At 66.2% G+C, this 26,011-nt stretch carries 28 protein-coding genes and 1 pseudogene; 17 read left to right on the forward strand and 12 right to left on the reverse strand.

Features of this window, described 5'->3' with window-relative positions; all coding sequences use genetic code 11:
• The first annotated feature begins 5 nt into the window (after positions 1-5).
• The 7 genes from ccmC to ccmI are packed head-to-tail and all read left to right on the forward strand — an operon-like array spanning position 6 to position 5,360.
• Positions 6-749 (forward strand): heme ABC transporter permease CcmC, encoded by a 744-nt coding sequence (ccmC, locus tag PWP93_RS04155; RefSeq protein ID WP_421043568.1) that lies wholly within the window; start codon positions 6-8, stop codon positions 747-749.
• Positions 746-898, forward strand: a complete 153-nt coding sequence (locus PWP93_RS04160) for a hypothetical protein (RefSeq protein WP_421043569.1) — start codon at positions 746-748, stop codon at positions 896-898. The genes ccmC and PWP93_RS04160 overlap by 4 nt, the downstream gene beginning before the upstream one ends.
• Positions 895-1,416 (forward strand): cytochrome c maturation protein CcmE, encoded by a 522-nt coding sequence (gene ccmE / locus PWP93_RS04165; protein WP_421043570.1) that lies wholly within the window; start codon positions 895-897, stop codon positions 1,414-1,416. Before PWP93_RS04160 ends, ccmE begins: the two co-directional genes overlap by 4 nt.
• Entirely contained in the window at positions 1,413-3,479 is a 2,067-nt protein-coding gene (locus tag PWP93_RS04170; RefSeq protein ID WP_421043571.1) for a heme lyase CcmF/NrfE family subunit, read from the forward strand. The genes ccmE and PWP93_RS04170 overlap by 4 nt, the downstream gene beginning before the upstream one ends.
• Entirely contained in the window at positions 3,476-4,012 is a 537-nt protein-coding gene (locus tag PWP93_RS04175; RefSeq protein ID WP_421043572.1) for a DsbE family thiol:disulfide interchange protein, read from the forward strand. Before PWP93_RS04170 ends, PWP93_RS04175 begins: the two co-directional genes overlap by 4 nt.
• A complete protein-coding gene (locus tag PWP93_RS04180) occupies positions 4,009-4,491 on the forward strand; it encodes a cytochrome c-type biogenesis protein (RefSeq protein WP_421043573.1) in 483 nt (160 codons plus the stop codon). Before PWP93_RS04175 ends, PWP93_RS04180 begins: the two co-directional genes overlap by 4 nt.
• Complete coding sequence (gene ccmI / locus PWP93_RS04185) at positions 4,488-5,360, forward strand: c-type cytochrome biogenesis protein CcmI (protein WP_421043574.1); 873 nt, start codon at positions 4,488-4,490, stop codon at positions 5,358-5,360. The genes PWP93_RS04180 and ccmI overlap by 4 nt, the downstream gene beginning before the upstream one ends.
• A gap of 54 nt (positions 5,361-5,414) precedes the next feature.
• Here the strand turns inward: ccmI and PWP93_RS04190 are convergent, their stop codons facing one another.
• Positions 5,415-6,647 carry a glycosyltransferase gene (locus tag PWP93_RS04190; protein ID WP_421043575.1) on the reverse strand — a complete coding sequence of 411 codons (1,233 nt, stop codon included), beginning with the start codon at positions 6,645-6,647 and terminating at the stop codon, positions 5,415-5,417.
• A 76-nt stretch (positions 6,648-6,723) separates the two neighbouring features.
• Positions 6,724-7,926, reverse strand: a complete 1,203-nt coding sequence (locus PWP93_RS04195; RefSeq protein WP_421043576.1) for an ammonium transporter — start codon at positions 7,924-7,926, stop codon at positions 6,724-6,726.
• Between the two features lie 431 nt (positions 7,927-8,357).
• On the opposite strand from PWP93_RS04195, the gene PWP93_RS04200 reads away from it, so the two are divergent.
• Complete coding sequence (locus PWP93_RS04200; protein ID WP_421043577.1) at positions 8,358-10,352, forward strand: sensor histidine kinase; 1,995 nt, start codon at positions 8,358-8,360, stop codon at positions 10,350-10,352.
• Positions 10,353-10,674: 322 nt separating this feature from the next.
• Here PWP93_RS04200 and PWP93_RS04205 read toward each other — a convergent pair whose 3' ends face one another.
• On the reverse strand, positions 10,675-11,256 hold the full coding sequence (locus tag PWP93_RS04205) for a DJ-1/PfpI family protein (protein WP_421043578.1): 582 nt from the start codon (positions 11,254-11,256) through the stop codon (positions 10,675-10,677).
• A 90-nt stretch (positions 11,257-11,346) separates the two neighbouring features.
• On the opposite strand from PWP93_RS04205, the gene PWP93_RS04210 reads away from it, so the two are divergent.
• The 4 genes from PWP93_RS04210 (at position 11,347) to PWP93_RS04225 (ending at position 13,725) form a co-directional block, all read left to right on the forward strand.
• On the forward strand, positions 11,347-11,895 hold the full coding sequence (locus tag PWP93_RS04210) for a GNAT family N-acetyltransferase (protein ID WP_421024216.1): 549 nt from the start codon (positions 11,347-11,349) through the stop codon (positions 11,893-11,895).
• A gap of 2 nt (positions 11,896-11,897) precedes the next feature.
• Positions 11,898-12,416, forward strand: a complete 519-nt coding sequence (locus PWP93_RS04215; RefSeq protein ID WP_421043579.1) for a hypothetical protein — start codon at positions 11,898-11,900, stop codon at positions 12,414-12,416.
• Between the two features lie 87 nt (positions 12,417-12,503).
• Positions 12,504-12,953: an Rrf2 family transcriptional regulator gene (locus PWP93_RS04220; protein ID WP_421043580.1), complete on the forward strand. Its 450-nt coding sequence runs from the start codon at positions 12,504-12,506 to the stop codon at positions 12,951-12,953.
• A gap of 127 nt (positions 12,954-13,080) precedes the next feature.
• Positions 13,081-13,725, forward strand: a complete 645-nt coding sequence (locus PWP93_RS04225; RefSeq protein ID WP_421043581.1) for an NAD(P)-dependent oxidoreductase — start codon at positions 13,081-13,083, stop codon at positions 13,723-13,725.
• A gap of 64 nt (positions 13,726-13,789) precedes the next feature.
• Here the strand turns inward: PWP93_RS04225 and PWP93_RS04230 are convergent, their stop codons facing one another.
• Entirely contained in the window at positions 13,790-14,473 is a 684-nt protein-coding gene (locus PWP93_RS04230) for a cysteine dioxygenase (RefSeq protein ID WP_421043582.1), read from the reverse strand.
• A 126-nt stretch (positions 14,474-14,599) separates the two neighbouring features.
• Between PWP93_RS04230 and PWP93_RS04235 the strand changes: the two genes are divergently transcribed.
• Positions 14,600-15,058 (forward strand): Lrp/AsnC family transcriptional regulator, encoded by a 459-nt coding sequence (locus PWP93_RS04235; RefSeq protein ID WP_421024211.1) that lies wholly within the window; start codon positions 14,600-14,602, stop codon positions 15,056-15,058.
• A 113-nt stretch (positions 15,059-15,171) separates the two neighbouring features.
• Positions 15,172-15,366: a hypothetical protein gene (locus tag PWP93_RS04240; RefSeq protein ID WP_421024210.1), complete on the forward strand. Its 195-nt coding sequence runs from the start codon at positions 15,172-15,174 to the stop codon at positions 15,364-15,366.
• Positions 15,367-15,448: 82 nt separating this feature from the next.
• Here the strand turns inward: PWP93_RS04240 and PWP93_RS04245 are convergent, their stop codons facing one another.
• A complete protein-coding gene (locus PWP93_RS04245) occupies positions 15,449-17,962 on the reverse strand; it encodes an FUSC family membrane protein (RefSeq protein ID WP_421043583.1) in 2,514 nt (837 codons plus the stop codon).
• A gap of 130 nt (positions 17,963-18,092) precedes the next feature.
• On the reverse strand, positions 18,093-18,746 hold the full coding sequence (locus tag PWP93_RS04250; RefSeq protein WP_421043584.1) for a VC0807 family protein: 654 nt from the start codon (positions 18,744-18,746) through the stop codon (positions 18,093-18,095).
• A 274-nt stretch (positions 18,747-19,020) separates the two neighbouring features.
• Between PWP93_RS04250 and arfB the strand changes: the two genes are divergently transcribed.
• Positions 19,021-19,425 carry an alternative ribosome rescue aminoacyl-tRNA hydrolase ArfB gene (gene arfB, locus PWP93_RS04255; protein ID WP_421024207.1) on the forward strand — a complete coding sequence of 135 codons (405 nt, stop codon included), beginning with the start codon at positions 19,021-19,023 and terminating at the stop codon, positions 19,423-19,425.
• A gap of 36 nt (positions 19,426-19,461) precedes the next feature.
• Here arfB and PWP93_RS04260 read toward each other — a convergent pair whose 3' ends face one another.
• The 4 genes from PWP93_RS04260 to PWP93_RS04275 all read right to left on the reverse strand — a co-directional run bounded on the left by PWP93_RS04260 (position 19,462) and on the right by PWP93_RS04275 (position 22,675).
• Positions 19,462-20,748 (reverse strand): EAL domain-containing protein, encoded by a 1,287-nt coding sequence (locus PWP93_RS04260; protein ID WP_421043585.1) that lies wholly within the window; start codon positions 20,746-20,748, stop codon positions 19,462-19,464.
• 248 nt (positions 20,749-20,996) lie between these two features.
• A complete protein-coding gene (locus PWP93_RS04265; protein WP_035525906.1) occupies positions 20,997-21,257 on the reverse strand; it encodes a hypothetical protein in 261 nt (86 codons plus the stop codon).
• A 297-nt stretch (positions 21,258-21,554) separates the two neighbouring features.
• A complete protein-coding gene (locus PWP93_RS04270) occupies positions 21,555-21,797 on the reverse strand; it encodes a hypothetical protein (RefSeq protein ID WP_421024205.1) in 243 nt (80 codons plus the stop codon).
• Between the two features lie 179 nt (positions 21,798-21,976).
• Positions 21,977-22,675, reverse strand: coding sequence for a YdcF family protein (locus tag PWP93_RS04275; protein ID WP_421043586.1), 699 nt, complete (start codon positions 22,673-22,675; stop codon positions 21,977-21,979).
• Positions 22,676-22,931: 256 nt separating this feature from the next.
• Between PWP93_RS04275 and PWP93_RS04280 the strand changes: the two genes are divergently transcribed.
• Positions 22,932-23,252: a hypothetical protein gene (locus PWP93_RS04280; RefSeq protein ID WP_421024203.1), complete on the forward strand. Its 321-nt coding sequence runs from the start codon at positions 22,932-22,934 to the stop codon at positions 23,250-23,252.
• Positions 23,253-23,429: 177 nt separating this feature from the next.
• Here PWP93_RS04280 and PWP93_RS04285 read toward each other — a convergent pair whose 3' ends face one another.
• Positions 23,430-23,747 (reverse strand): hypothetical protein, encoded by a 318-nt coding sequence (locus PWP93_RS04285; RefSeq protein ID WP_421043587.1) that lies wholly within the window; start codon positions 23,745-23,747, stop codon positions 23,430-23,432.
• A gap of 342 nt (positions 23,748-24,089) precedes the next feature.
• Positions 24,090-24,485 (reverse strand): annotated as a pseudogene (locus PWP93_RS04290) (transposase); the annotation flags it as partial.
• Positions 24,486-24,931: 446 nt separating this feature from the next.
• On the opposite strand from PWP93_RS04290, the gene PWP93_RS04295 reads away from it, so the two are divergent.
• Positions 24,932-25,840, forward strand: coding sequence for a LysR family transcriptional regulator (locus tag PWP93_RS04295; protein WP_421043588.1), 909 nt, complete (start codon positions 24,932-24,934; stop codon positions 25,838-25,840).
• Positions 25,841-26,011: the final 171 nt, after the last annotated feature.

Consider the following 26,011-nt stretch of genomic DNA (forward strand, 5'->3'; position numbering starts at 1 on the left):
CGCAGATGAAACGTGTGAACTGGTTTCGCTACGCCTCGCCATCCACCTTCGATGGTCTCGCAAGGCGGCTCGTGCCGGGGTTCGGCATAACGGCGGTGTTGCTGGTGTGCGCGGGGCTCGTGATCGGGCTCGCGATCGCCCCCGCCGATGCGCTTCAGGGCGATGTCTACCGCATTATGTTCGTGCATGTTCCCGCAGCGTGGATGTCGATGTTCATCTACCTCGTGATGGCCGCCTGGTGCGCGCTCGACCTGGTCCTGAACGCGCGGCTCCCGGCCATGATGGCGCAGGCGCTCGCGCCCACCGGCGCACTGTTCACGTTCATCGCGCTCGTATCGGGCGCGTTCTGGGGCAAGCCCGCGTGGGGCACGTGGTGGGTCTGGGACGCGCGGCTCACCTCCGAGCTGATCCTGCTTTTTCTCTACGCGGGCTTCATGACGCTGCACGCGGCCATCGACGGCACGCGCCGCGCCGACCGCGCGTGCGCGGTGCTCGCGTTGATCGGCGTGGTGAATATCCCGGTGATCTTTTTTTCGGTGCAGTGGTGGTACACCCTGCATCAGGGGCCGTCGCTCGGCTTTGGCAGCGGCGTGGCGATGAGCGCGTCGATGGTGTGCGGCCTGCTGGTGATGACCGCAGGCTTCTGGTGCTACGCGATCGCCGTCGTGCTCGCGCGCGTGCGCATCATCATGCGTACGCGTGAGCGCGTGTCGTCGTGGCAGATCCATATCGAGGAGCGTCCGGCATGAATGCCCTGACCAGCGTGATGACGATGCTCGCGCATACGCCGTATCTCGCGGCGGTGCTCGTCGTGACCTTCGGCTTGCTGGGCGTCGAGGCGTGGATCGTGCGCAGCCAGGCGCGCTCGCACGGCGACCGCTCCGCGGAGGGCCGGTGAAAGCACGGTACCGTCGTTTCGGCTTGCTGGCCGCTGGCGTCGTCAGTGCCGGGCTTGCGTGCGCGCTCGTGCTCAATGCCCTGCGCAGCAACATGATGTTCTTCGTGACGCCAAGCCAGGTGGCCTCGCACGAAGCGCCGCTCGAGCACCGCTTCAGGCTCGGCGGGCTGGTCGAGCGTCATTCGCTCAGGCGCGACGCCGATGGGCTGACCGTGCACTTCCTCGTGAGCGATGCTGCGTCGTCGGTGCAGGTGGTGTATCGCGGCGCGCTTCCTGATCTCTTTCGCGAGGGGAGCGGCGTCGTTGCGCAGGGCCGGCTCGGCGACGATGGACGGTTCCACGCCGACGAAGTGCTCGCGAAGCACGACGAAAAGTACATGCCGCCCGAGGTGAGCCGCGCGCTGCGGCAGGCCGCCGATGGCGTACCGCACGGTGCGCAACCCGCCGCGCAAGCCGCGCCGCGTCCGACCGCAGTGCGGGTCGCGGCGGGCCTGTCCGATCCGGGCGTCCAGCGATGATTCCCGAGATCGGCCACTTCGCGCTGATACTCGCGCTGATGCTCGCGTTGATCACGGGCGTGCTGCCTGTGCTCGGCGCGCAGTTGGGCATGGCCGGCTGGATGCGCATTGCGTGGCCCGCCGTGCGCGCGCAGTTCGGGTTCGTCGCGCTCGCTTTCGGCACGCTCATGTGGTCGTTCTGGAGCAACGATTTTTCGGTTGTCTACGTGGTGGAGAACTCGAATTCGACGCTGCCCGCCCTGTATCGGCTGGCCGCGGTCTGGGGCGGCCACGAGGGCTCGCTGCTGCTCTGGGTTCTGCTGCTGACGCTCTGGATGGTCGCGGTGAGCTGTTTCAGCCGTCAACTGCCGATGGAGCAGGTGGCGCGCGTGCTCGGCGTCATGAGCTGGATCGCCGTGGGCTTTCTGTCGTTCCTGCTGCTCACCTCGAATCCGTTTGCGCGTCTGATGCCGCCCGCCATGGACGGCCGCGATCTCAACGCGCTGCTGCAGGATCCCGGCATGGTGATGCATCCGCCGATCCTGTATATGGGCTACGTCGGCTTTTCCGTGGCGTTCGCGTTCGCGATCGCGGCGTTGCTGGCTGGGCGGCTCGACTCGGCCTGGGCGCGCTGGTCGAGGCCATGGACCACAGCCGCATGGATGTTCCTCACGCTCGGCATTGCGCTCGGCAGCGGCTGGTCCTACTACGTGCTCGGCTGGGGCGGATGGTGGGCCTGGGACCCGGTCGAAAACGCGTCGTTCATGCCGTGGCTCGCCGGAACGGCGCTGATGCATTCGCTGGTGGTCACCGAAAAGCGCGGCAGCTTTCGCAGCTGGAGCGCGTTGCTGGCGATCTGTGCGTTTTCGCTGAGTCTGCTCGGCACCTTCCTCGTGCGCTCGGGCGTGGTCACGTCCGTGCATGCGTTCGCCTCCGATCCCGCGCGCGGCATCTTCGTCCTGGCGTTGCTGGCGTTGACGACCGGCGGGGCGCTCATGCTGTTCGCGTGGCGCGCGCCGCAAATCGGGCTGGGCGCGGGTTTCGAGCCGGTCTCGCGCGAGGCGCTGCTGCTGTCGAACAATCTGCTCTTGATGGTGGCGGCGGGATCGGTACTGCTCGGCACGCTCTATCCGATGCTGCTCGACGCACTGGGCGCGGACAAGCTCTCGGTGGGCGCGCCGTATTTCGACAGCGTGTTCGTGCCGCTCATGACGCCCGCCATTTTCCTGATGGGCCTCGGTCCGCTTGCGCGCTGGAAGTCCGCGCGCGTGCCGGAGCTTGCCGTGCGGCTGCGCTGGGCGGCGCTCGTGAGCGTGCTCACCGCCATCGTCTTGCCGTGGCTGCTGGGAAGCTGGCGCCCGCTCGTGAGTCTCGGCGTGCTGCTGGCCGCGTGGACGGTGACGAGCGTGGCCGTGAGCATGCGCGAGCGCCTGCGCGGCTTGCACGGATCGATCTTCGCCCGCTTGCGCAGCGTGCCGCGCGCGACATACGGCATGTGGTTCGCGCATGCGGGCGTGGGTGTCTTCATCGTCGGCGTCACGCTCGTCAAAGGCTACGAGGCCGAACGCGACGTGCTGCTGCGTAACGGAGAAAGCGTCTCGGTGAACGGCTACGACTTTCGCTTCGAGGGCGTGCAGACGGTTTCCGGTCCTAACTATCAGGCCACGCGCGCGGCGCTCGTGGCCAGCCGTGGCGGCGAGCCGGTTGCGACGCTCTTTCCCGAGAAGCGGGTGTTCGCGGTGCAGAATACGCCGATCACCGAGGCAGCCATCGACCACGGCGTGCTGCGCGATCTCTACGTGGCGCTCGATCAGCCGGTCGGCGCGAATGCGTGGTCGATTCGCATCCAGATCAAGCCGTTCGTGCGCTGGATCTGGGGCGGTTGTCTGCTGATGGCTCTCGGCGGGCTCCTTGCCGCAACTGACCGGCGCTACCGCCTGGCTTCCCATCGCCGCACGCAGCGGGCGGGGTGGCCCGCCGGCATGGCGGTGCACGATGTGCAGGCGGGCCCGAAGTGCGCGGGAGTAACGGAAACAGTGGGAACAGTGGGAACCACGGGAACAACGGGCGAGGCCGGCCGATGAAGCGCTTCCTGATTCCGCTATGTGTGCTCGCGGCGTTGCTGGCGCTGCTGACGGCCGGGTTGCGGCACGATCCGCGCCGGCTGCCTTCGGCATTGATCGGCAAGCCCGCGCCGGAATTCGATTTGCCGAGGCTCCACGAGCCCGCGCAGCGTCTGTCGACCCAGCACTTGCGCGGGCAGGTGTGGATCATGAACGTATGGGCGTCGTGGTGCGAATCGTGCCGCGACGAACATCCGCTGCTGGTCGATCTGGCGCGCCAGCACATTGCGCCGGTGCTGGGGCTGAATTACAAGGACGAACGGCAAAACGCGCTGCAGTGGCTCGCGGACGCGGGCGATCCCTATACCTCGTCGATCGTCGACCGCACTGGGCAAACCGCGATCGACTATGGCGTGTATGGCGTGCCGGAGACCTTCGTGGTCGACCGCGCCGGGGTCGTGCGCTACCGCGAGGCCGGCCCGCTCACGCGTGCGCGAATCGATGGCGAGATCTTGCCGCTGGTGCGCAAGCTGCAGAACGAGGGCACGCCATGAATCGTCTCGCGCGCGCCTGGGCGGCCCGGCTCGCCATTGGACTGATGCTGGCACACGCGTGCGCCAGCGCGGCAGCGGGAATCTCGGGCGAGACCGGCACCGACGCGCGCTTGCGGCGGCTCGAAGAAAGTTTTCGCTGTGTCGTGTGCCAGAACCAGAGCCTCGCCGACTCGAATGCCGAACTCGCCGCCGACCTGCGCGCCCAGATTCGCGACCAGGTTCGCAGCGGCGCAACCGACGAGCAGATCAAAGCCTGGATGGTGCGCCGCTATGGCGACTTTGTCCTGTACCGGCCGCCGCTGAAGCCCGTGACCTGGGCGCTCTGGCTGGGGCCGTTCATCGTGCTCGCGGCGGGTGCCTGGACGATGTGGTGCAGTATCGTGCGTCGGCGCGGCCTGAGCGCCGCAGCGCTCGACGCCGGCGAACGCGCGCGCGTCGCGTCCTTGCGCGGGCACGAGGAGGAGGGCGCGGCGTCATGATCCCTTTCTGGCTGATCCTCGCGGCGATGATGGCGGCCGCGCTCGCGTGCGTGCTCGTGCCGCTTTGGCGTGGCGCGGATTCGCGCGCGAACACGCAGGCGATGGCTGTCGCGATCTACCGCTCGGCAATGGCCGAGCTCAGGCACGAATGCGCGGCGGGCCTCGTTCCCGCGGAGCATCAGGCGCAGGCGAAGCGCGAGCTCGAGCGGCAGCTCGTCGATGACACCAGCGACGGGATTGCGCCATCGGCCGGTGACCGGCCGATGAGCAATCTGACGCGCGCTGCGGTGGCGGCGCTGCTCGTGGCGTTGTTGCCGGCGGGAGCGCTGGTGCTGTACATGCGGATCGGCAATCCGGTTGCGGCGGCGATCGAAAGCGTGAGCGGCAAGCAAGCCGATAGCCATATGGGCACGCAAGGTTCGCTCGAATATGTCGTGAGCCGGCTCGCAGTGCGGTTGCGCGAACAACCGGACGACGCGACGGGCTGGGCGATGCTTGCGCGCTCTTACGCGGTGCTGGAGCGGACGGCGGACGCCGTCGCCGCGTATCGCCGCGCGCTCGCCTTGACGCCCGCCGATCCGGGGCTGCTTGCGGACTACGCCGACGAACTGGCGACGCTGCGCGGCGGCGACCTGAACGCAGAGGCGATGCAGAGCATTCAGGCTGCGCTCGCACTGGACCCGGCCAACGCGAAAGCGCTCGCCCTCGCGGGCTCCGCCGCGCTCGACCGGCGCGACTATCGGCAAGCGCTCGCCTATTGGACGCGTTTGAAGGCCGTGGCGAGTCCGCAGATTGCCGCGCAGGCGCAGCACAATATCGACATGATCGAGGAGCTGGCGGCGAAAGCGCATGGCGTGCGGGCGCCTTGACGGGGCGCTGTGCGGCCTTGCGAAACGGCGCACTGGCCTCTCGGGGTTTTCGAACTAGCGCGCAAGCAGCCGCTCCACTTCGCTTACCGCGACGTCCAGGCCATTCTCTTGCGCCATGCGGTTGCCGAGCGCGGCGGCGCGCGCCTTGACGTCGTCGCGCTGCGCGAACGCGATGGCCCGTTTCAACGCACGCGCGTGCAAGCGCCTTCCATCGACGGCGGCCGGCGCCACGCCGAGCGCGGCGAGCCGGTGCGCCCAGAAGGCCTGGTCGCCCGCGAACGGCACCACCACCGACGGCACGCCGGCCCGGCAAGCCGAATGCGTGGTGCCCGAGCCGCCGTGATGGACGACAGCGCTCGTGCGGGCGAACAGCCAGTCGTGCGGCGTCTCGCCGATCACGCAAAAATTCTCCGGCAAACGCGTGGCATCCACGCCGCTCCAGCCTGGATAGAACAGCACGCGGCGCCCTTTTGCGGCATCGATCAGCGTCGTCACGAAATGGTCGCGATCGAAGCCGGCCATGCTGCCAAAGCCGATGTAGAGCGGTGCTTCGCCCGCGTCCAGAAAGCGTGCGAGCGCGGCAGGCGGCGTCCAGTCGCCCGACGCGTGAGGCCATTGACCGCAAACCGTGGCGTTTGCAGGCCAGTCGCGCGGGCGCGGCAGCAGATTCGGCGAGACGCCGTAGAGCATCGCATGCTCGGTCCATACGCCGCCGCGCGGCGCGAGAGCGCAGACCTCGGCGCGCGCGGCGTTGGTCGCGCGCCGGAACGCGCGCCACAGCAGGGCGTTCACGAGCCGTTGGCTGGCATGGTTGAGCCAGCGCGGCACTTTGGAAGGCGGCAGGAACGGCGACGCGAAGTCCCTGGTCGGCGTGAGCGGAATGAGACTCGCGCCCAGCACCGGCACGCGCCGGTATTCGGCCACCGAGAGCCCGACGAACGCGGCCAGCCCCGAGACGATGATGGCGTCGCTGCCTGCCGAGGCGTCGGCGACTTCCCGCATCCACGCGCGCGTGCTGGCGTTCGCAATCGAGGCGAGCGCCTTTGCCGTGGCGTCGAAGCTCGTCCGGCCGCTTACCACCGAGCCCAGCGCCGCGCCCGGCATGAGCGCCGCGCGGATATCGCCCGAGAGCGCCGAGGCCGGAACGCCGAGCGCTTCGGCCGAGCCAAGCGTCGCGCGGTCGGCGAGCAGGTGCGCTCGATGGCCGGCGTCCATGAGCGCCCGGCAAAGCGCGGCGAGCGGGCGGGTATCGCCTTCGGTTCCGTAGGTAACGACGGTGAGCTTCATGGATGAACTTCCGGAGCGGGATGCCAACCCGCAATGTAGCGTCATTTCATCGTCGCCAGACCGGGCTGGGCTGGGCTTAGAACACCGTTTCGCGCTCCGGCGTCGCGCTGATCTTGTGGATCGACAGATCGGCGCCGTTATATTCGCCCTCCTGATCGACGCGCAGACCCACGAGGGCGCGCAGCGCACCGTAGACCACCACGCCGCCGAGCGAGGCGATCACGATGCCGGCAAGCGTCCCGACGATCTGCGCGCCCAGCGAAATGCCGCCGATTCCGCCCAGCGCGCGCATGCCGAAGATGCCCGCCGCAATGCCGCCCCACGCGCCGCACAGGCCGTGCAGGGGCCACACGCCGAGCACGTCGTCGATGCGCCAGCGGTTCTGCACGCAGGTGAACATATAGACGAACAGCACGCCGGCCACCGCGCCCGTCACGAGCGCGCCGAGCGGATGCATCACGTCCGAACCCGCACACACGGCCACGAGGCCCGCGAGCGGCCCGTTATAGGTGAAGCCCGGGTCGTTGCGGCCCGCGAGCCATGCGGCGAGCGTGCCGCCCACCATCGCCATCAGCGAGTTCACGGCCACGAGGCCGCTGATCTTGTCGATGGTCTGCGCGCTCATCACGTTGAAGCCGAACCAGCCCACCGCGAGCACCCACGCGCCGAGCGCGAGAAACGGGATGTTCGAGGGCGGATGCGCGGCGATGCGGCCGTCGCGCGAATAGCGGCCGTGGCGCGGTCCGAGCAGCAGCACGGCGGGCAGCGCGACCCAGCCGCCGAACGCATGCACCACCACCGAGCCGGCAAAATCATGGAACGGCACGCCGAACACATGCGTGATCGCATCCTCGAAGTGCAGGCGGTTGTTCCACACCATGCCTTCGAAGAACGGATAGATGAAGCCGACGATCACGAAGGTCGCGAACAGTTGCGGGTTGAACTTCGAGCGCTCGGCGATGCCCCCCGAAACGATGGCCGGTATGGCCGCCGCGAAGGTGAGCAAGAAGAAAAAGCGCACGAGTTGATAGCCGTTGTGCTCGGCGAGCACGTCGGCGTGCGAGAAGAACTGCACTCCGTAGGCGATGGTGTAGCCGATGAAGAAGTACGCGATCGTCGAGACCGAAAAATCGACGAGGATCTTCACGAGTGCGTTGACCTGGTTCTTCTTGCGCACGGTGCCGAGTTCGAGAAACGCGAAACCCGCATGCATGGCGAGCACCATGGCGGCGCCCAGCAGCAGAAACAGCGTGTCGGTGCCGGTCTTGAGATTGTCCATCGTGAAGTTCTGCCCTTGCCCTGAGTGGGCGCATAAATAGAGACACAAACAGCAAGATGCGGGCCAACTTCGCGCCAAACTGGTGAACGTCATGGGAAGGCAGGCCATTTGACGGTGCGCGCGTGCACCGGAGCGGCCTTGCGTGCGCCGTGGCCGCGCGCACGAAATGGGTGCGCACGTTGCGGGTGCGAGCCCGTATGGCATGGAGCGGCACAATTGCAGTGCCGGCGCGCCAAATTGGTGAGACGACGCGCCAGTTCGGGGCAAATTATTCGATTTACCTTTCTTTTAAAGAAAATCGTCGGTGATTCGAAAATATTCGGTGGGCCACACATCGCGCGCATGTCAGGCGCACATCGGCGGGCAAACGCCGACATAATAATGATCCAACCCAAACCTTTAGCCGTCCCGACTTCCCGAACCGCCACCCCATGCGCCTCACCACCAAAGGGCTGTTGCTGATCGCGATCCCGGCTGTCTTCGAGTTGACGCTGCTGTCGGCCGTCGTGAAGGCCGAGGCCGATGCGGAAAGCGCCGAGCTTTCCGGGCAGCACAGCCAGGCCGTGCTCGCGCAGGCGGGCCGCGTGCTCGAGCCGGTGCTGGTCGAATCGGTGCAGTTGCGCGGGGCGGTGGCCGCGGGCGACGTGCGGTTCTCGACGCCGGTGGCGTTGTGGATGGACGTCGATCGCCGCATCGACCGGCTCGCGGAACTCGTCGCCGACAACCCCTCGCAGGTCGAGCGCGCCGCGCGCATCCGCCATGCGGTGCAAAACTATCGCCAGTGGTCGGACCGCATTCAGGATCTGCTGCATTCGGGGCGCCGCGCCGACCTGGTCGAGCGCTTTCGCACTTACACGGACTTTGATGCGCTCGACCGCGTGCGCACCCAGGTCACTGCGTTCCAGACCGAGGAGCGCCGCCTCGACGTGATGCGCCTCGCCGACGCCGAGCAGGCGCGCGCGCAGCAGCAGTCGCTCGTGATGACTGCGGTGATCGGCTCGATCATGCTGGTGGCGCTGGCCGTCTGGGTCTTCACGCGCGGCGTGCGCGGGCGGCTCGATGCGCTGTCCGACAACGCGAGCCGGCTCGCGGGCAATGAGCCGCTCGCGCCGCTGGCGACCGGCAACGACGAAATCGCCGAACTGGACCTCACGCTGCATCGGATCAGCCAGCAACTCGTGGAGGCCGAGCGGCTGCGGCTCGGCTTCCAGGCCGACCTTGCGCGCCGCGCCGAGCAACTCGCGCGCATCAACGAGGATCTGCGCCAGCAGACGCAGGAAAACGAGATGTTCATTCACAGCGTGTCGCACGACCTGCGCGCGCCGCTCGTAAACTTGCAAGGTTTTTCGCGCGAGCTCACTCACGCGTGTGAAGACTTGCGCGAGCGCGTGGCGCGCTCGTCGCTTGGCCCCGAGGCGCGGGCGCGCATCGAGCGGATCATCAACGAGGACATCGGCGAAGCGCTGCGCTATCTGCAGACGGCGGTGTTGCGGGCCTCGCATATCATCGACGCGCTCCTGCGGCTGGCACGCGTGGGGCGCGTGGAGTACCGGCGTCAGCGCGTCAATGTGCAGGAACTGGTGCAGCGCGTGGTCGACGCGATGCATGCCTCGGTGCGTGCGCGCAACGCCCAGGTGAGCGTGCGTGGATTGCCTCCGGTTTGGGGCGACCCGACCGCGCTCGAGCAGGTGTTCGCGAATCTGATCGGCAATGCGCTCAATTATCTCGATCCTGCCCGCGAGGGGCGCGTCGAGATCGGCACGGCGGACGCGCCACCGGGGGTGGAGTCGCTGCAGATTTTCTATGTGCGCGACAACGGTCTGGGCATTCCCGATGTGGCGCGGCCGCGCCTTTTTCAGGCCTTCCAGCGCATGCACGGCAACGTCGCGCCCGGCGAGGGCATCGGGCTCGCGCTCGTGCGCCGTATGGTCGAACGGCACGGCGGGCGCATCTGGGTGGAATCGGTCGAAGGCGAGGGGACGACGTTCTATCTTTCGCTGCCCGACGCGCTTGCGGTCGTGCCGCCGGCGCCGGGTGTCGCCGCGGCGCTCGTGGCCGCGCACGAGCGCACGCGCGGGCGGTACGGTGCGGGCGACGGCGCGGCGCCCGCGGGGGCCGTGCCAGTGGCCGGTTTCCGCAAGCGACCCGGGCGTGCCGCGCAGCGTGGCCGTGGCCGGTGCACCGGCCGTGGATGGACCGCTGGCGGATTTGTAGGTCATGAAGGGCGCGCGGGTCAGCAGGCGAAAATGCGCCGCGGCTTGAGGAGGCTACGGCCGCGAATCGACCAGAGGCAGCCCGCGCCAGCCAGTGCGAGCACGACGGCCAGCGCGGCGCGAGGGTTCAGGTGCGCGACAGACAAGCTGCCTGGCGAGACCAGCGTGCGCTCGAGCATGAACAGCGCGCCCCATAGCGCGATGGCCGCCTGAATCAGCATGCGCGTGCCGCGCGCATGGCGCGCGCGTTCGGCCGAGGTTCTGCGCCGGCCTGTGCGCGTGCAAAAGAACGCGATTGCCATCAAGGCAATCGCGAGTAACACCACCCAATCCGTCAGATCCATCGCCGTACATTCCTGCAATCAAAGCAATATTGTCGGAAAGGCAGGGATCGGCTGGCATCGGAGTCGTCCGAATCTTCGCGCGATTACGTTAAGGATTGTCAGATATTCGCGTAATCGGTTGCGATTCGGGTCGTTAAAGCAGCTAACGCGGTCAAAGCGGCGCGCCGTCCGCGCGGCGCGCGACTCGCCTTTCAGGGCTCGATGCGCGTACCGAGCAAGGCGAGAAATTGACGCAGCCATTCGGGATGCGCGGGCCAGGCCGGAGCGGTGACGAACGGTGCATCGGTCACGGCGCTGTCGATGGCGATATCGGCATATTGGCCGCCCGCGAGACGCACTTCGGGCGCGCAGGCCGGATAGGCCGAGATGCGCTTGCCGCGGATGACCTCGGCGGCGGCGAGCAGCTGCGCCGCATGGCAGATGGCGGCCACGGGTTTGTTGGCTTGCGCGAAGTGCTGCACGATCGCGATCACCTTCGGGTCCAGACGCAGATACTCGGGTGCCCGGCCGCCCGCAATGACGAGCGCGTCGTAGCGCTGCGGATCGATTTCGTCGAAGCTGGCGTTCAGCGCGAACTGATGGCCCGGCTTTTCGGTGTAGGTCTGGTCGCCCTCGAAGTCGTGAATCGCGGTCTTGATACGCTCGCCGGCCTGCTTGCCGGGGCACACGGCATCGACCTTGTGGCCGATGGCTTGCAGCGCCTGGAAGGGCACCATCGTTTCATAGTCTTCGGCAAAATCGCCCGTGAGAAAAAGGATCTTCTTGACTGCCATCGCCAGGCTCCATGAGGGTTGCGGTTGCTGTGGCCCGCTGCGGTGGGGGCATGGTGGAACGCAACGGGTGTCCACACAGTCTATTTCAGCATGCTTGACGATTTTGCGAAGGCCACCGCGGCCGATTCCGATCCCGATGCTCAACGCGACGCCATCGTCTGGCGTGCCTATGTGGCGCGCCACGACGCGGCGCCGCTCGCCGCGCTCTTTCGCGATGCCATCCTGACGCTGACCGCTTCGCACTACGACGCCGCCCAGCGCAAGGCCTGGGCGGCGGCGGCCGACGATCTCGACGCCTTCGATGCGCGTCTCGCGCGTGGCGTGACGCTCGTGGCCGAACACGCGGGCAAGCCGGCCGCATTCGGCCAACTCTTTCCCGCCGACCACGTGGAGATGCTCTATGTCGCGCCGGGCTGGACGCGGCGCGGTCTCGCATCGGGGCTCATCGCGCGCATGGAGGCGCTGGCGCGCGAGGCGCGGGCGAGCACGCTCGACACCGACGCCAGCGCGCTCGCGCGTCCGGTGTTCGAGCGCGCGGGTTTTTCGCTGGTCGCTCAGGAGGTCGTGCGGCGCGGCAGCGTATCATTGCCGCGTTTTCATCTTTGCAAGCCGCTGCGTGCGGTGCTTTTTTCAGGGTGACTATGTCTTCGAAGGTTTTGAAACGACTGGGCATCGTGCCCATGCTGCTGAGCGTGGCGCTCGCTGCTGGCTGCGACAAGCAGAATGCGACGGTGGCCGATCTGGGCAAGAAGTCGGCCGATGCCGCGCAGCAGGCCGCTCAGCTCGCGGCCAGCCAGGCCAGCGCGCAAGCGGCCCAGACGCTGGACAAGGCGGCCAGCTACGTGAACCAGCAGCTCGACGCCGCACAGCGCAAGCTTGGCGAGGCGGCTTCGCACACGCAGGCGCAGACTCGCGATCAACTGCAGTCGCAGGGCGAGGGCGCGTCCGCATCGATTGCTTCGGGCGCGAGCGCCTCAGCTGACGCGATGGCCTCGCAGGCACGCGGGCAGTGGCAGGCGGCGGCGAGCGCGGCCCACGCGATGCTCGGCAACGCGGCTGCAGCCACCGGCACCGGTCTGTCGATGGCGGGGACCTCGCTGCAACGCTGGGCTGCAAGCAGCGCTGCGGCGACCGGCTCGGCGGCGTCGGGCACGAAATGATGATGGGTGTCCACGGTTGACGGGCGAAATTAATGTAATTATGATGGTTACACTTTGTCTCGCCGCGTTTCGAGCGGCTGGTTTGTTGTGAATACGAGTAGCCGTTTCGCGTTTGCGGTTCATGTGCTCGCACTGCTGGCGTTACAGGAGGGCGCGCCGCTGTCCTCCGAGATCATCGCGGGCAGCGTGAACACGAACCCCGCGCTGATCCGTCGTCTCTTGACGATGCTTGCCAATGCGGGGCTCACTGCATCGCAGCTCGGCGCGGGCGGCGGGGCGCTGCTGGCGCGCGAGCCGCGCACGATCTCGCTGCTGGAGATTTACCGCGCGGTCGACGACGCCCAGCTTTTTGCCATGCATCGCGAAGAGCCCAATCCGGCCTGCATGGTGGGGCGGCACATCCAGCGGACGCTGCGCGGCATCATCGACGACGCGCAGCGCGCCATGGAGGCGTCGCTCGCCACGCGCACGCTCGCCGATGTCGTCGAGGATATGGAGCGCAACGAGCGCAAGCTCGTGCGCGCACGTGGGAAGTGAAGCAGGCGGCGGCGTGAAAACAGCGCGCTAACGCGGGGTGCTTGTCCTGGCGGGGCGTTGCCCCGTTTTTTGGATCCTTAACTGTAACTATTATAGTTACATATATGTTTGATAGAGGAGTTGGGAAATGAGCAAGTCACTGAAGATCGCGCTGTTCGGCGCAACGGGCATGGTCGGTTCGCGCATCGCCGCGGAAGCAGCACGGCGCGGCCATCAGGTGAGCGCGCTGGTGCGCCAGCCCGAGCGCGTTGCAGCGGGGCCGAACATCCACGCCGCGAAAGCCGATTTGCTCGACGCCGCGAACGTGGCGGCGGCGGTGCGCGGCCACGACGTGGTCGCGAGCGCCTACGCGCCGCCCATGAGCCAGCTCGATGACCTCCAGACCGCGAGCCGCGCGCTCGTCGAAGGCATGCGGGCCGCCGGTCTGGCGCGTCTCGTGGTGGTGGGCGGCGCGGGCTCGCTGGAAGTCGCACCGGGTGTGCAACTGGTCGACACTGAAGGTTTCCCCGACGCGTACAAGCCGATCGCGCTGGCGCACCGCGTCGCGCTGAACTACTACCGCACGGTGAAGGATCTGGACTGGACCTTCTTCGCGCCTGCCGCGCTGATCGCGCCGGGCGAGCGCACCGGCACATTCCGCACGGGCGCCGGCACGTTGATTGCCAACGCGCATGGTGAAAGCCGGATCTCTGCCGAGGACTATGCCATCGCGTTCGTCGACGAACTGGAGCAGGGCCGCTTCATTCGCGAGATTGCCACCGTGGCGTATTGATTCATCGAAGAGGCCATCTCGGTCTGAAGGCGGGATTGGGGCCGCTTGCCGCGAGTGTGGACGGCTATACGGTGTGCGCCGGAACTGTGGCGTCTTGCGTGCAGGTTTCGGCGCGCACGAGTGGCACGATGTCGTTCACGTGCGTGGCGAGTTGTTCTCCCGATACACCGTAGACGTGCAGCGAGACGCATGCGCGGCCGCTGCCGTTCGAGAGCCGGTGAATGTTCGTCCGCCCGCGTCCGCCGAAGCTGATGGCGCCCGCTGCGCGAGGGTTCGCGCGTACCACGTCCGCACCCTGACGCGCCTCGTCCCAGACGTAGAGCATTTCGGTCAAGGTGCCTTCGAGCACCGCGTAGCCGCACCACGTGTGATGCGCATGGATCGGGCTCGCCTGGCCCGGCTGCCAGACGAGAGTAGCGACCGCATAGCGCCCGAGCGGATCGGCCGCGATCAGATGGCGGCGATACTTCTCGGCGTTGCCTTCGCGCTGCGCTGCCGTGACGAGCGCAGGGTCGGCCAGCGCGCGCGCCAGCGCGGCGCGCACACCGCGCGCGAAGGCGCCGCTGCGCGATGGATCAGACTCTGCGGGCGTGCCGGATTCGCGCGCATGACCCCAAGCGTCGAAAGCCGCATCGAGCGCCGCGCACAGGCGTGCCACGGCAGCCCCGTGTTCCGCCGCGTCTGCCGCGTTGGCCCTGCCGGAGACGCGCATGGCTTGGAGCAGGAGGGGTTCGGATGGGGCGTTCATGGCGGGTCTCTTGTCGTCGTTCTGGATGTGAGAGTTATAGCCCCTGCCGTCTAGAAAGAGTTTTCATTCTTTTCCCTCTCTGCGGCGTAAGATAGAAGAAATTTCTATCCTGCGGGGAGGCGGGGAATGGATATCATCGACAGAAAGCTGGTAGAGCTATTGCAGCAGGATGCGACCACGCCGGTCGCGGAGCTGGCCCAGCGCGTGAATCTTTCGCAGACCCCGTGCTGGAAGCGTGTGCAGCGGCTCAAGGAAACCGGCGTCATTCGCGCCCAGGTGGCGCTGTGCGACCCGAAGAAGCTGGGCGTGGGCACGACGGTGTTCGTCGCCGTGCGCACCAACCAGCACACCGAGCAGTGGGCGCAGGCCTTCACGCGCGCGGTGCAGGAGATTCCGGAGATCGTCGAGGCCTATCGCATGAGCGGCGAAACCGATTACCTGTTGCGCGTGGTGGTGTCCGATATCGACGATTACGACCGCGTCTACAAACAGTTGATTCGCGCCGTAGCGCTGTTCGACGTGAGCTCCAGCTTTGCGATGGAGCAGATCAAGTATTCGACGGCGCTGCCGGTGCGCGGCGTCTGAGTGCCTTCCCTGGCGTTTTCCTGCGCTCGCCGTAATGTCGCCTGCAAGCCCGCTGCAAGGCGTGGCAGCGTAGAATGCGCGTTTCTTTTCATCACCCAGGCAGGGCACGATCCATGAATGAACCGCGCAAGAAGAATCCCACCTTTGGCGTTGGCGTGATGATAGTGGTGGTGGTGCTTATCGTGATCGGTACCGTGCTCTTCAATGCGCTGCGCAGCAAGCACGAGTACGAAGCGAGTGCCGGCGCGCAGGCGGCGAGTGCTGCCTCGAGCGCCGCTGCGCCGCCGGCGGCCAGTGCCGCGCAATGATGCGTTGCCCGGCGTGCTGATGTGACGATGAGCGCCGGTGGTACCCGATGCGGCAGCGACAACCCATGTCGCTGCCGTTTTTTTATTCTTCGGGAAGCCGGATCACGCTTGCGTCCTTGCGAAGAATCCAGGACGCCGCGAGCATCTGCTTGCAGTGGTGCGCAAGCAGCTTCACGTCCTGGGCGAATTCGCTCGCGGGGCCGAGCGAGCGTTCCGTGGCCACCACCATCGTGTCGAGTTCGCGCGTCATGCGCTTCGTGATTTCGGTTTGATCGTCGGGGATCGGCGTGCCAGCTTCGGCGGCCACCAGGTTCTCGTGCACGCAGTTGAGCGCGTGTTCGAGCGCATCGAGCGGGGTGCCCGGCCTGGCCTTCGCCGTGTCGCGCAACAGCGGCGCCGTGGCCGTGATCTGCGAGGCCAGCACGTGGCCGCGCACGAGCAGGTCGTTGAGCTCGGGGACGAACTTCTGCGCCGACTTCGGCTCGAGCATCATGCGCTGGAAGGCCTGGCCGAGATTGGCGAACGCGACGTGCACGTTCTTGCGCGCGAGCCGGTAGCGGAAGTCGCGCGCGAGCGCAGGGACGGCGGCGCCGGCCGGCGTCGAGGGCGGTGCAGTGCCTGCCGGCTCGCTTGCCTGAGCGGAGGCTTTTGCGCTGGCCGTCGCTGTGGCGTGCTGGCCGGGGGCGGGCGGTGACGGCGTTGCCGCTTCGAGCGCGACTTCGGCCGGCTCCATGTCTTGAGGCGTGTCCTGACCTGCTGGGGCCGCCACCGGCATGTCCGCTACCGGCGCACCGCTCGACACCGCCGCGAAGGCCGGCACGCGCGCAGCCGCTCCTGCAGCCGGCGCCGCGCCCGCAAACGCCGGCTGCATGCCGCGCGTGCGTCCGCTCCACCACCAGCTCGCTTCCAGATAGCTGCGCGTCGCCGCGATCATGTCGTTCACGAGCTTGCCCATCAGCCGGTATTCCCAGTAGGGGAACAGATGGCTCGCGCCGATGGCGATCATGCAGCCCACCACGGTGTCGATCGCACGCTCGCCGATGATGCGCATGTTGCCCGGCGCCAGCAGATGGAACATCAGCAGCACATAGGCCGAGGTGAACACCACGCTTGCCGTGTAATTGAAGAGCAGCAGGCTGTAGCTCATCACCATCGCCGCGAACATCGAGACCAGCAGCACGAGCGGCTCTTTCACGAGCAGGATCAGCGCGATGCTGGCCACACAGCCGATCAGCGTGCCGACGATACGCTGTGCGTTGCGCTGGCGCGTGAGCGAATAGCCGGGCTTGAGAATGATGATGCTCGTCATCACGATCCAGTAGGCGTTCGTGAGCGGCAACAGGCGGCCGAGCCAGTAGCCCACGGCCACGGCGATCGTCACGCGCAGCGCGTGGCGAAAGCTTGGCGAGGCCATCGTGAGATTCGAGAAGATCTGCAGGAAGGGCACGCGCCGGCTCGTCACGAAGCGCTCGAGCGCCGCGTCGATGCGCACTTCCGTCTCGGTCGGCGGCGTGTCGTTCGCGAGGTCGCGGCGCATCCGGTCGATCAGGCGCGTCGCGCTCCAGATGCGCCGGAACGAGGCCGAGATCGCAGCGTAGGCTTCGGGGTCCGTCGTGGGCAGATCGCGCTTCTTGAGCAGCTCGAGCTCATATTCGATCGCGCGCAGCTCGGCCTTCACGTTGATGGTGGCGCGCGGCGCCTCGTTTTGCAGCGTGGCGAGGCCGATGTCCTCGAGATCGGCAGCGGCCTTGCGGATCAGGTCGCGGTAGAACGCCAGCAGGTCGGAGCCGCCGAAGGTATTGCGCACGAGCGGGTAGTCGGTATGCGCGCCCACGAACAGCTCGTGCAGGTCGACCGTATTGATGAACAGGTTGAAATGCATCGCGCGGCGCGCGTCGATCTTGCCGCTCTTGAGCTTGGGCAGGTTGCGCAGGACGATGTCGCGCGCGGCGTCCTGGCGTTCGACCGCTGCGATCTGCTTGGCGACGAGGTTGCGGTAGCACTCGTCGAGATCGTTGTCGAGGTCGAAGAACTGCGCGCGCGCGAGCAGATAATCGGCGCATGCGAATACGCTTTCGGCGATCGCCTGCTGCTCGATGCGATCGAGCAGCAGACGGCTTACGAGGGTCGACCAGCCCGTGTACCAGAGACCGCCCAGCAGAATCCACGACGCGTTGACGAGCGCCTGATGCGGCGTGAAATGGTCTTCGAGCGTCATCACCATCATGAACAACGTGGCGAAGCTGATCTGCGGCCAACGGTTGCCGTAGACGACGATCAGCGAGAGCACGAAGGTGAGCGGCACGACAGTGGCCCACAGCGCGATCGGGCTGAAGGTGGCGAGTCCGGTTGCATACGCGGCGAGAAAGCCGATCGCGCTGCACGCGAGCATCTCGTTGCGCTTGTATTTGAGCGGCCCCGGCATGTCGACCACGCAGGCGCCGAGCGCGCCGGTCGAGATCGTGAACCCCAGATCGCTCTTGTCGAACACGAACAGGCACAGGATGGCCGGAAGCGAGATGCCGACCGCGATGCGCAGGCCGCCGTAGAAGTACTGGCTGTAAAGGAATTTCCTGATTTCTACGGAGTAGCGCATCGACTGCCGGAGGGGTTCGGGTGCGGACGGTGTGCCGCGGACTGTGGCGCTGAGTTTAAATGATTTCGGGCGCGATCTGCCCGTCTCTGTATTTCGCGCGGGCCGCCCGAGCGCGCTGCCCGAGTGTCAGTCAGTCCGCGCTCAGCGTGGAGGCGTCGCCGAGCAGCCCGCGCGTGCCGCGGATGCGGAGCATGCGCGTGCGATACCAGAAGGTCCACGCGAGCAGCGCGCCGAATATGCCATAGCCGATCATCGGCGTGACGATCAGGACGCGCTCGATCGGCCACGTAGCCGCGAGCCAGGTGCGCAGGGCGGCGTCGGCCGTGAGCCCTACGCCCCAGACGACCGTGAGCAGGCGCATCGCGCCAGCAAAGCTGCGGTTCTCGTTCCACAACAGTTCGAGCCGCGCGGCGCCCTCGCGCGTTTCGCGCGCGACCGTGGCGCGCGCCAGGTAGAACACCAGTGGGCGCTTTGCCAGCAGCGAGAACAGGAACGCGGCGCCGATCGCGCCCGAGGCGAAGCTTTCGCGCATCAGCAGCATGCGCGTGCTGCCGCCGAACGCCATGGCAACAAGCGAGAGCACGATGCCGAGCAGGATGACCGCCGAGAGCGCGTCGATGCGCCGAAAGCGCACGAGCTCGACGATGCTCCAGGCAAGCGGGGGAATGGCCGAGGCAACGAGTCCGCCGAATTCGCCCCAGTGCGGTTGGGTGAGCCGGTACGCGACCCACGGCAGCAGCAGGTTGACCGCCAGTTCGGCAATGAATGCTGGACGCAGCTTCATGCGAGGTGCGCTCCAGAAAAGGGTGAAAAAAGTATGAGCCGAGGGCCGGCTATCGGCAAACGGCCTTGCGATGGCCCATGATACGCGTCCCGTCATATCGCGTGCCCGAGCTTGTGCGGGTTCGCGCCCATAAGACGGTTTGGCTGTGCCTGGCTGTGGCATGTCGAGCGTCGCACGTCGTCGTGCCTCGCCGCGCGCCGCCTTATGCGACACTGCGAGTCGTGGTCCAACCCGGCCCAGGCCGGCCGCCGTGCTCCTGCATTTTCCGTCCATCATGATTGCCCGTTCGCCTGTTCCGTTGCACGAAGTCGAGCTTTCCGCCGTTCGCGCTCAGGGCGCGGGCGGGCAGAACGTCAACAAGGTGTCGAGTGCGATTCATCTGCGCTTCGATATTCGCGCATCGTCGCTGCCCGAAGTGCTCAAGATGCGCTTGCTCGCGCTCACCGACCGGCGCATCTCGCACGAGGGTGTGGTCGTCATCAAGTCCCAGGAACACCGCACGCAGGAGCAGAATCGCGCCGCTGCGCTCGCGCGTCTCGAGGCGCTAATCGACAGCGTGAGCGTGTCGAGAAAGGCGCGCGTGGCTACCCGGCCCACGCGCGCGTCGAAGCTGCGCCGTCTCGATAGCAAGACGCGCAAGGGAGAAGTGAAAGCGGGGCGGCGGCGCGTGCTCGAATGAAGCGACCGAAGTGGCCGATATGACCGCGCCGTGCGCTCAAGCCTGCGCAGGAGCCGGCGGCGGCTCGCGCAGGGTCAGTGCCGGCGGAAAATCGGCGCACAACACATGTGTTGCGCCCGCGTAGTCGAGTGCAATGGCGGCGGTGTAGCACAGTGCGCCGTCATGAAGCGAGTAGTGCGGGCCCATCACGGTCACGCGTCCGGGCGCGGCGAGTGCGCGCCGGAAGTATTCGCGGCGCGACCAGTTGCTGTTGGTGTCGGGATAGAGCGGGGCGAGCCTGGCGGGCGGCCCGACGCCCGGCGCGGCGATCGAGGGCGCATGCTGCTCGCCCCGATCGTTTGCAGCGAAGACGCGCAGCGCATCGGCGTGCTCGAAAATTGCCGTCGCGGCGGCTTCGAGTGCGCCGCCCGCAGTCAGCACGCGCGCCCCGCGCAGCATGACACGCGTGACTTCGCCAAGATCGACCTGTTCGTGCAACCGGCTGTGGCGCCGATAGTCGGCGAAGCGCCACCACATCGTTTGCGCGAGCGCGGGCGCGGCGGCGCTGGCTTCGCTCACCACGGCATGCGGCTGGCCGAACCAGAAGCCCTGCACGAGATCGACATCCGCTTCCATCAACACCATCAATTCGTTTTCGGTTTCGACACCTTCGGCGAGCACCATCGCGCCCGCATGATGAAGGATCGAAACGAGACTGGCGATGAACGAAATGTGGCTCTCGCCGTTGGCTGCGCGCTGCACGAGCGAACGGTCGAGTTTGACGATGTCGGGACGGTAGCGCCAGACGCGATCGAAGTTCGAAAACCCCGAGCCGAAGTCGTCGAGCGCGACAAGAAAATCGCGTCCGCCCGGCGGCGGACGGGCTTCCAGAAACGATGCCGGTTCGTCGCCGGCGCGCTGCTCGAGCACTTCGATCACCACGCGCTCGTGCGGGAACGCGAAGTGGCGGCATAGCCCGTCGATGGCGGCTTGCGTCGGCCAGTCGCCGGGCGTAGGGCGCGGCAGCGAGTTCAGAAAGAGCCAGCCCGTTGCGATGCCCTGCGCGGTGAAGTTGGCGAGATGGAGGCAACGTGCGAGTTCGTCGAGTTCGTGCGCGGCTCCGGGCGTCGCGCGCGCGAATAGCGCGGTGGGTCCGGTGCCGCCGGGCTCGGCGCCGACGACGCGTAACAACGCCTCGTAGCCGACCACGCGTTGATGCGTGATCGAGAGCACCGGCTGGAATGCGCTTTCGAGCAGCGTCGAGCGCCAGCGCGCCCGAAAGCGCCCGTCATGGGGTTCCAGGTGCCTGAGCAGCGTGGCGAGCGATGCCTGCGGGTTCGACATGGCGCTGGAGCGCGCCTCGCGGCGCATGATTGAATTCACTGACCGACGATGAAGCGCAACTCCAGGCAGAGCGGTGTCTGGGCGGCACGCTTTACCGCCAGTGTACGGAGTATCGGAAAATTATGCTTGCCAGGCTGCCGAGCCGCGTCATGGAGCTGCGGGAAAGGCGGCCGCGGCTCGAGGGCGGGCTCGCTGCGCGGCTAGGGCGCCGCGCGGTCCTCGCTCAATGAGCCCACTTTGATGAGCAATTAGTGAGCCGTGCCGGGCACATCGAGGATCAGGATGATGGTCCAGTCGGCGTCGCCCTCGTGGTGGTACTGACGTTCGGCGACGATGAACGGCTGTTGCTTGCCCTGCGGGCCGAGGAACAGAACGTCGCCTTCCATCGGCAGGCATTCGATGGGGGGCAGCGCAAGGAAGGCGTCGCCATCTTTGCTGCGCGGCATCAGTTTTTCGATCTTGCGGGATGCCGCTTCAGTCCATTCGATGTCGAGCTGGATGTTACTCATGAATGTTTCTCCGCGCGAGTCGCGCACAAACAGGTGGGGGAATCCGGGGTGCGCGACTTTAGCATACCGCGCGAAGCGACTTGCAGGTGCATGGGCGCCTCGGTGTCAGGCACGGACAAGAAAAAAGCCGATGCCAGGGGACTGGCATCGGCTCGTTCGGCACGGCGCAGTGCAGTTGTCGCTATGCATTACGGCGCCGCAATGTTGAGCAGGCTCCCCGAGGTAGGCCGTGAAAGCGGCGGCGGGGCATACGCGCTGTGCGCGCCCTGCACGGCCACGAGGGCTGATGTGCGACCTTTACTGTGCAGCCTTGGCCGGAGCCTTATGATGGCTGCTGCCTTTTTTGTGATGTTTTGCGGGCATCGGGGCCGGTGCCTCGGCGGCGGCTTGCTGCTTCGCCTGCAGATCTTGCGCACGCTGCTCGACGTCGGCGGCCTTGGCCGGATCAGTGCTCATGGTGACGCCATTTTCCGTTTGCGCATAGGCAGCGCCCGTGAGGGCGGAAAGCGAAATCAGGACTGCGAGGGACACTTTTTTCATCACTAACCTCCGAAGGAGCGGTTTATGGACCCAGCCTGTGCCTGCTCAAGCAGGATTGGCATGCCATTCTAACGATTGAATACTCGTTCCAGATGACATCGCATAAGGCGTGCGCGTGCCTGTTACATATCTTTACATATCCCGGTGGATCTTGTCGCGTGTTAGCCATCAGGCGTGATCTAGAACCAGCCGAGCATCCTGTACATATGGAACTGCGCAATGCCGATCAATTCGTGCAACGCCGTTTCTGCGTCGCGCAAATTGGCTCGGCGCGGCCACATGCCGATGCGCACGTGGCGCACGTCGGATACCGCCGGCACGGGACGCATTTGAAAGCGATGGAAGTCCAGCATCGCGCGCGACATGTGGTAAGCCGAGGTTACGACGAAGAGCGTATCCGCGCGCTGGGCGTGCACGATCGGTGCAACGTTGCGCGCGTTCTCCCAGGTCGTGAGGCTGCGGTTCTCCAGCACGAGGTCGCTTTTCGCGACACCTGCTCGCAATAGCAACGGGGCGTAGGTATCGGCTTCGCTGGCAGCGTGATGCTGCGGGTTGCCGCCGCTCACGATCACCTTGCACACGCCACCGGCCGCGAGGCAGCGTGCTTGCAGCGCCGAAGCCATCGCAATGCGCGCGTAGACGTCGTGTTTGGGCACGAGTGTGCCGTCGGCCCGCACGTTCGTGCCGCCGCCTAGCATCACGATCGTCGTGCGTGGACCGAACGCGGAAGCGGGCGTCGTTGCCGGATCATAGGGAGTGCGATAGTTCGGGGGCTGTGCAAGGTCGACGAGCGGTTTAGCCAGCCACCCCGATCCGAGCAGCCAGAAAAGGATGACGGCAATGACCGCGATGGGCCGACGGGCGCCACGCCACAACATGAACAGCGCAAAAAATAGCGCAAATATTCCGAATAGAATCAATTTGAATGAGGTACCGTATTGTTTTCGGGATGATTCGTGTCGAGCGCAGCGGCGCCACACTTTTTCGGGGCCCCGAATAACCTGCAGTCCTTGCCACGGCGCTCGGAAACGGCAGGGCGCCTGGCCGCGCATCGTGCAGCCGTTGCAGCCCTCGCCGGCATTGCGCCGCAGCAGGCGGGATGGCCGCAGGACTGCATTTTAAGAAAGAAGTGAGATGACCACGTATTCCAACGAAGCAGTACTCGAAGCGTTGCGGCGGGTGCAGTATCGGCAGGTCCCGTGGGCGCGACGCCCGGAAGTCTTTCAATACCTGCGCAACCTGGGGTTCATGGACACCGTCAGGCAGCGCACCGTTGCCCCCGCTCCTGGCTTTCATGCGCCGGTCGATATCGCTGTACTGACCGAGCGCGGCCGCGCCGAATTCGCGCGCCTCTCCCGTGACGAACGCTCCCTGAACTGGATCGAGCAGCGCATGGCCGATTATGTGGCCGATGCGGTCGTGCAGTCTTCCGACGAAGCAGACCAGACCGACTGATAGCCGCCCCGCAAAAAAAAGCCCGTATCGAAAGATACGGGCTTACCGGAATTACTGCTGCCACGCTGTGCTTAATGGCAATGAGTAGACCGGCTTCGGGCGTGGTGGTTCCCTTCATCTTGACGACGACGCGAGGGCGCACGGCCGCATGATCTTGCGCCTTTATGCGGGGCGCGACTACGGGTTGCGCGATGTGTCCGTCCGATCCGGGCGAGGTGCTGCGCTGCGGCGCGCGTTATCGGCGATGTCGCCACGCAGATTGCCGCGCGGAACGGCTTGTGCCGCGCCATTGGCGCGAGGCTTCTCGGCAAGTCCCCACGAATGCGTGCCGGCGCGCGCCACGGACACGTGCGGCGCGCCAGCGTGCGGTGGCTTGGCTGTAGCGTCAGGTGCCAGCAAGGACGCGAGCGAGGGCGAAAGTGACAGAAGCGCAAGGAGTGCCAAGGCGCAGAACGAAACCATGAAGCCCTGGTTCAGGAGAGTCATGGATTTCATGGAAACCTCCCGTCAATACGGGTAGTTGACGTTTGTAGACATGCCTCTAAGCTAATGTTCCCTGCGAAAGCACGCTGTAAATATTAGTAAATAGATGTTTCGCACACATCGATCCCAGCGTTGCACGACAAAGAGGTGCAATGGCGAATCAGGGATGAGTGCGTACTACGGTGGGAGCAACACGCGAAAGGCGAATGGGGGGGCCGCAGAACTCGCTGGCGTGGGATGTCACGAAAGGGGCCGCGGCGTGTGCCGCGGAGGTCAGGATGCCGGGCGGCGTGGCGCCCGGCGGGAGAAAGTGCTGAAAAAGTGCAGGTTTCGTACTTGTGCGGCAGAGGCTCAGGCCATCTTGACCGGCGCGCGCCACGACTCCGGATTGGTCCAGAATGCGCCGCGCAGGCGGTCGCGGCTCGGCGGTGCAGGCGGTTTCGTGGCCGTCGCGCCAATGCGTCCGCGCAGCGAGATTTCGCGGCCGCTCGTGCTTAGACGCTTCACGATTTCGGCAAGCGTGCCGTCGGCCTGCCATTCGTCGAAGCGGCGCCGGCAGGTGGGCGGCGAGGGGTAGCGGCCCGGCAGCTTGGACCAGCCTTCACCCGTCGAAAGGACCCAAAGCACTGCATTGACCACAGCACGCGCTTCGACGCGAGGCCGTCCGCGCCGCTCGCTCCGTGCGGGTTCCGCACAGAACAACACCTCGACCAGCGCCCACTCGTTGTCTCTCAAATCGTCGAACAGCATCATGTATCACCTCAGCGAAGCTATCTCCGGTGCGCTGCCCCGCGCTGCGCACTCTTCATGTACTTCCGGCCGGCTGGCGGAGTACCAGGCGGAATCGGTTGGACGGACCAATCTCGAAAAGCCGCGGACCGTCCTGCGATCCTGTACGTGCCTTAAAGCGAGAAGCGTGCCAGCGCACACGTTTTTGTCTCGAAGCCGCGTGGTATCAAGCCCGTGCGGGTGCTTGCCAGGGCCGTATGAGACTCGAAAACGCATCATCGGGAAATCGGGACAATCACCAATCTTGTGCAGACAGGCCCGTCCGGCGTGCGTTTGCGCCGGATTGTTGCATTGCGGCGAAATAGTTGCGGAAGGCTGTGAGCGTTCGGGACTGGACATTGGCGCTATAACGTGTTGACCTTCCCTCATAAAATTGCATGAAATGGAAGAATTCATGAGGTAATGGGATGAATGTAACTTTGCGGCAATTGCGCGTGTTCATCGAGGTGGCGCGCTTGCAGAGCTTCAGCAGGGCGGGCGATGAAATCGGGCTCACGCAGTCCGCGGTCAGCCGCTGCGTGCGCGAACTCGAAGCGGAGATGGGCGTGAAGCTCGTCGATCGCACCACGCGCGAGGTTCAGCTCACCGATGTCGGCGCCAATCTGATCGCGAGCATTCCGCGTCTGATCGGCGATCTGGACGACGCGCTGCGCGAGATTCGTGAGATCGGCGAGCAGCGGCGTGGCCGTGTCGTCGTAGCGGCGAGCCCGACGGTCGCGTGCCGGCTGATGCCCGAAGTCGTCGCTGCGTGCGGGGAGCAGTTCCCCTATGTGACGCTCGGCCTGCGCGACGATGTGCAGAGCGACGTGCTGCGCAAGGTACGCTCGGGTGAAGTGGATTTCGGGGTGGTCATCGGGCCGTTTGCGGCGGAGGATCTCGAAACCGAGCTGCTGACTACCGACTCGTTCTGCGTGGTGGTGCGCGTCGACCATGCGCTCGCGCGCGAGAAGCAGGTGGCGTGGCGCTCGCTCAACGGCGAAGCGCTCGTGCTGCTGGACCACGCTTCGGGCAGCCGCCCGCTGATCGACGCAGTGCTCAGGGAGCAGGGCGTGAGCGCGCGCGTGGTGCAGGAGCTGGGGCATCCTTCGACGGCATTCGGTCTCGTGGAGGCCGGGGTAGGCGTGAGCGTGCTGCCGAAGTTCGCGCTGCCGGTGCCGGCGGGCTCGTCGCTGGTCGCGCGCTCGCTCGTGCCGCGCGCCGAACGCACCGTCGAGCTTGTGCGCCGGCGCGACCGCTCGCTCTCGCCCGCTGCCGAGGCCGTGTGGGCGCTGATTCGCGAACGGGACGCGGGCCCCGAGGAGATGCGCGGCGCCTGATGGGTCGGAGCAGCGCTGTGCGGGCCGGGCAGCATCGTCTTCGCCAAGCGGTTGTGCGCGCTACACTGACGAGCGCCAGCAAACGCGAATTCCCCGATCCACCGATCCACCGATCCCCTGCCTCCCTGGAAGCTTCGATGCGCGATCTCGATCTGTCTTCGTCTGCCATTT

Origin of the sequence: Paraburkholderia sp. A1RI-2L (genome assembly GCF_048957375.1) — a bacterium.
GTDB lineage: Bacteria > Pseudomonadota > Gammaproteobacteria > Burkholderiales > Burkholderiaceae > Paraburkholderia.

Coding starts and splice junctions, on each gene's coding strand:
- ccmC (WP_421043568.1), top strand. CDS start 6: ATGAAACGTGTGAACTGGTTTCGCTACGCCTCGCCATCCACCTTCGAT.
- PWP93_RS04160 (WP_421043569.1), top strand. CDS start 746: ATGAATGCCCTGACCAGCGTGATGACGATGCTCGCGCATACGCCGTAT.
- PWP93_RS04170 (WP_421043571.1), top strand. CDS start 1,413: ATGATTCCCGAGATCGGCCACTTCGCGCTGATACTCGCGCTGATGCTC.
- PWP93_RS04175 (WP_421043572.1), top strand. CDS start 3,476: ATGAAGCGCTTCCTGATTCCGCTATGTGTGCTCGCGGCGTTGCTGGCG.
- PWP93_RS04180 (WP_421043573.1), top strand. CDS start 4,009: ATGAATCGTCTCGCGCGCGCCTGGGCGGCCCGGCTCGCCATTGGACTG.
- ccmI (WP_421043574.1), top strand. CDS start 4,488: ATGATCCCTTTCTGGCTGATCCTCGCGGCGATGATGGCGGCCGCGCTC.
- PWP93_RS04190 (WP_421043575.1), bottom strand. CDS start 6,647: ATGAAGCTCACCGTCGTTACCTACGGAACCGAAGGCGATACCCGCCCG.
- PWP93_RS04195 (WP_421043576.1), bottom strand. CDS start 7,926: ATGGACAATCTCAAGACCGGCACCGACACGCTGTTTCTGCTGCTGGGC.
- PWP93_RS04200 (WP_421043577.1), top strand. CDS start 8,358: ATGCGCCTCACCACCAAAGGGCTGTTGCTGATCGCGATCCCGGCTGTC.
- PWP93_RS04205 (WP_421043578.1), bottom strand. CDS start 11,256: ATGGCAGTCAAGAAGATCCTTTTTCTCACGGGCGATTTTGCCGAAGAC.
- PWP93_RS04210 (WP_421024216.1), top strand. CDS start 11,347: ATGCTTGACGATTTTGCGAAGGCCACCGCGGCCGATTCCGATCCCGAT.
- PWP93_RS04215 (WP_421043579.1), top strand. CDS start 11,898: ATGTCTTCGAAGGTTTTGAAACGACTGGGCATCGTGCCCATGCTGCTG.
- PWP93_RS04225 (WP_421043581.1), top strand. CDS start 13,081: ATGAGCAAGTCACTGAAGATCGCGCTGTTCGGCGCAACGGGCATGGTC.
- PWP93_RS04230 (WP_421043582.1), bottom strand. CDS start 14,473: ATGAACGCCCCATCCGAACCCCTCCTGCTCCAAGCCATGCGCGTCTCC.
- PWP93_RS04235 (WP_421024211.1), top strand. CDS start 14,600: ATGGATATCATCGACAGAAAGCTGGTAGAGCTATTGCAGCAGGATGCG.
- PWP93_RS04240 (WP_421024210.1), top strand. CDS start 15,172: ATGAATGAACCGCGCAAGAAGAATCCCACCTTTGGCGTTGGCGTGATG.
- PWP93_RS04245 (WP_421043583.1), bottom strand. CDS start 17,962: ATGCGCTACTCCGTAGAAATCAGGAAATTCCTTTACAGCCAGTACTTC.
- PWP93_RS04250 (WP_421043584.1), bottom strand. CDS start 18,746: ATGAAGCTGCGTCCAGCATTCATTGCCGAACTGGCGGTCAACCTGCTG.
- arfB (WP_421024207.1), top strand. CDS start 19,021: ATGATTGCCCGTTCGCCTGTTCCGTTGCACGAAGTCGAGCTTTCCGCC.
- PWP93_RS04260 (WP_421043585.1), bottom strand. CDS start 20,748: ATGTCGAACCCGCAGGCATCGCTCGCCACGCTGCTCAGGCACCTGGAA.
- PWP93_RS04265 (WP_035525906.1), bottom strand. CDS start 21,257: ATGAGTAACATCCAGCTCGACATCGAATGGACTGAAGCGGCATCCCGC.
- PWP93_RS04270 (WP_421024205.1), bottom strand. CDS start 21,797: ATGAAAAAAGTGTCCCTCGCAGTCCTGATTTCGCTTTCCGCCCTCACG.
- PWP93_RS04275 (WP_421043586.1), bottom strand. CDS start 22,675: ATGTTGTGGCGTGGCGCCCGTCGGCCCATCGCGGTCATTGCCGTCATC.
- PWP93_RS04280 (WP_421024203.1), top strand. CDS start 22,932: ATGACCACGTATTCCAACGAAGCAGTACTCGAAGCGTTGCGGCGGGTG.
- PWP93_RS04285 (WP_421043587.1), bottom strand. CDS start 23,747: ATGAAATCCATGACTCTCCTGAACCAGGGCTTCATGGTTTCGTTCTGC.
- PWP93_RS04295 (WP_421043588.1), top strand. CDS start 24,932: ATGAATGTAACTTTGCGGCAATTGCGCGTGTTCATCGAGGTGGCGCGC.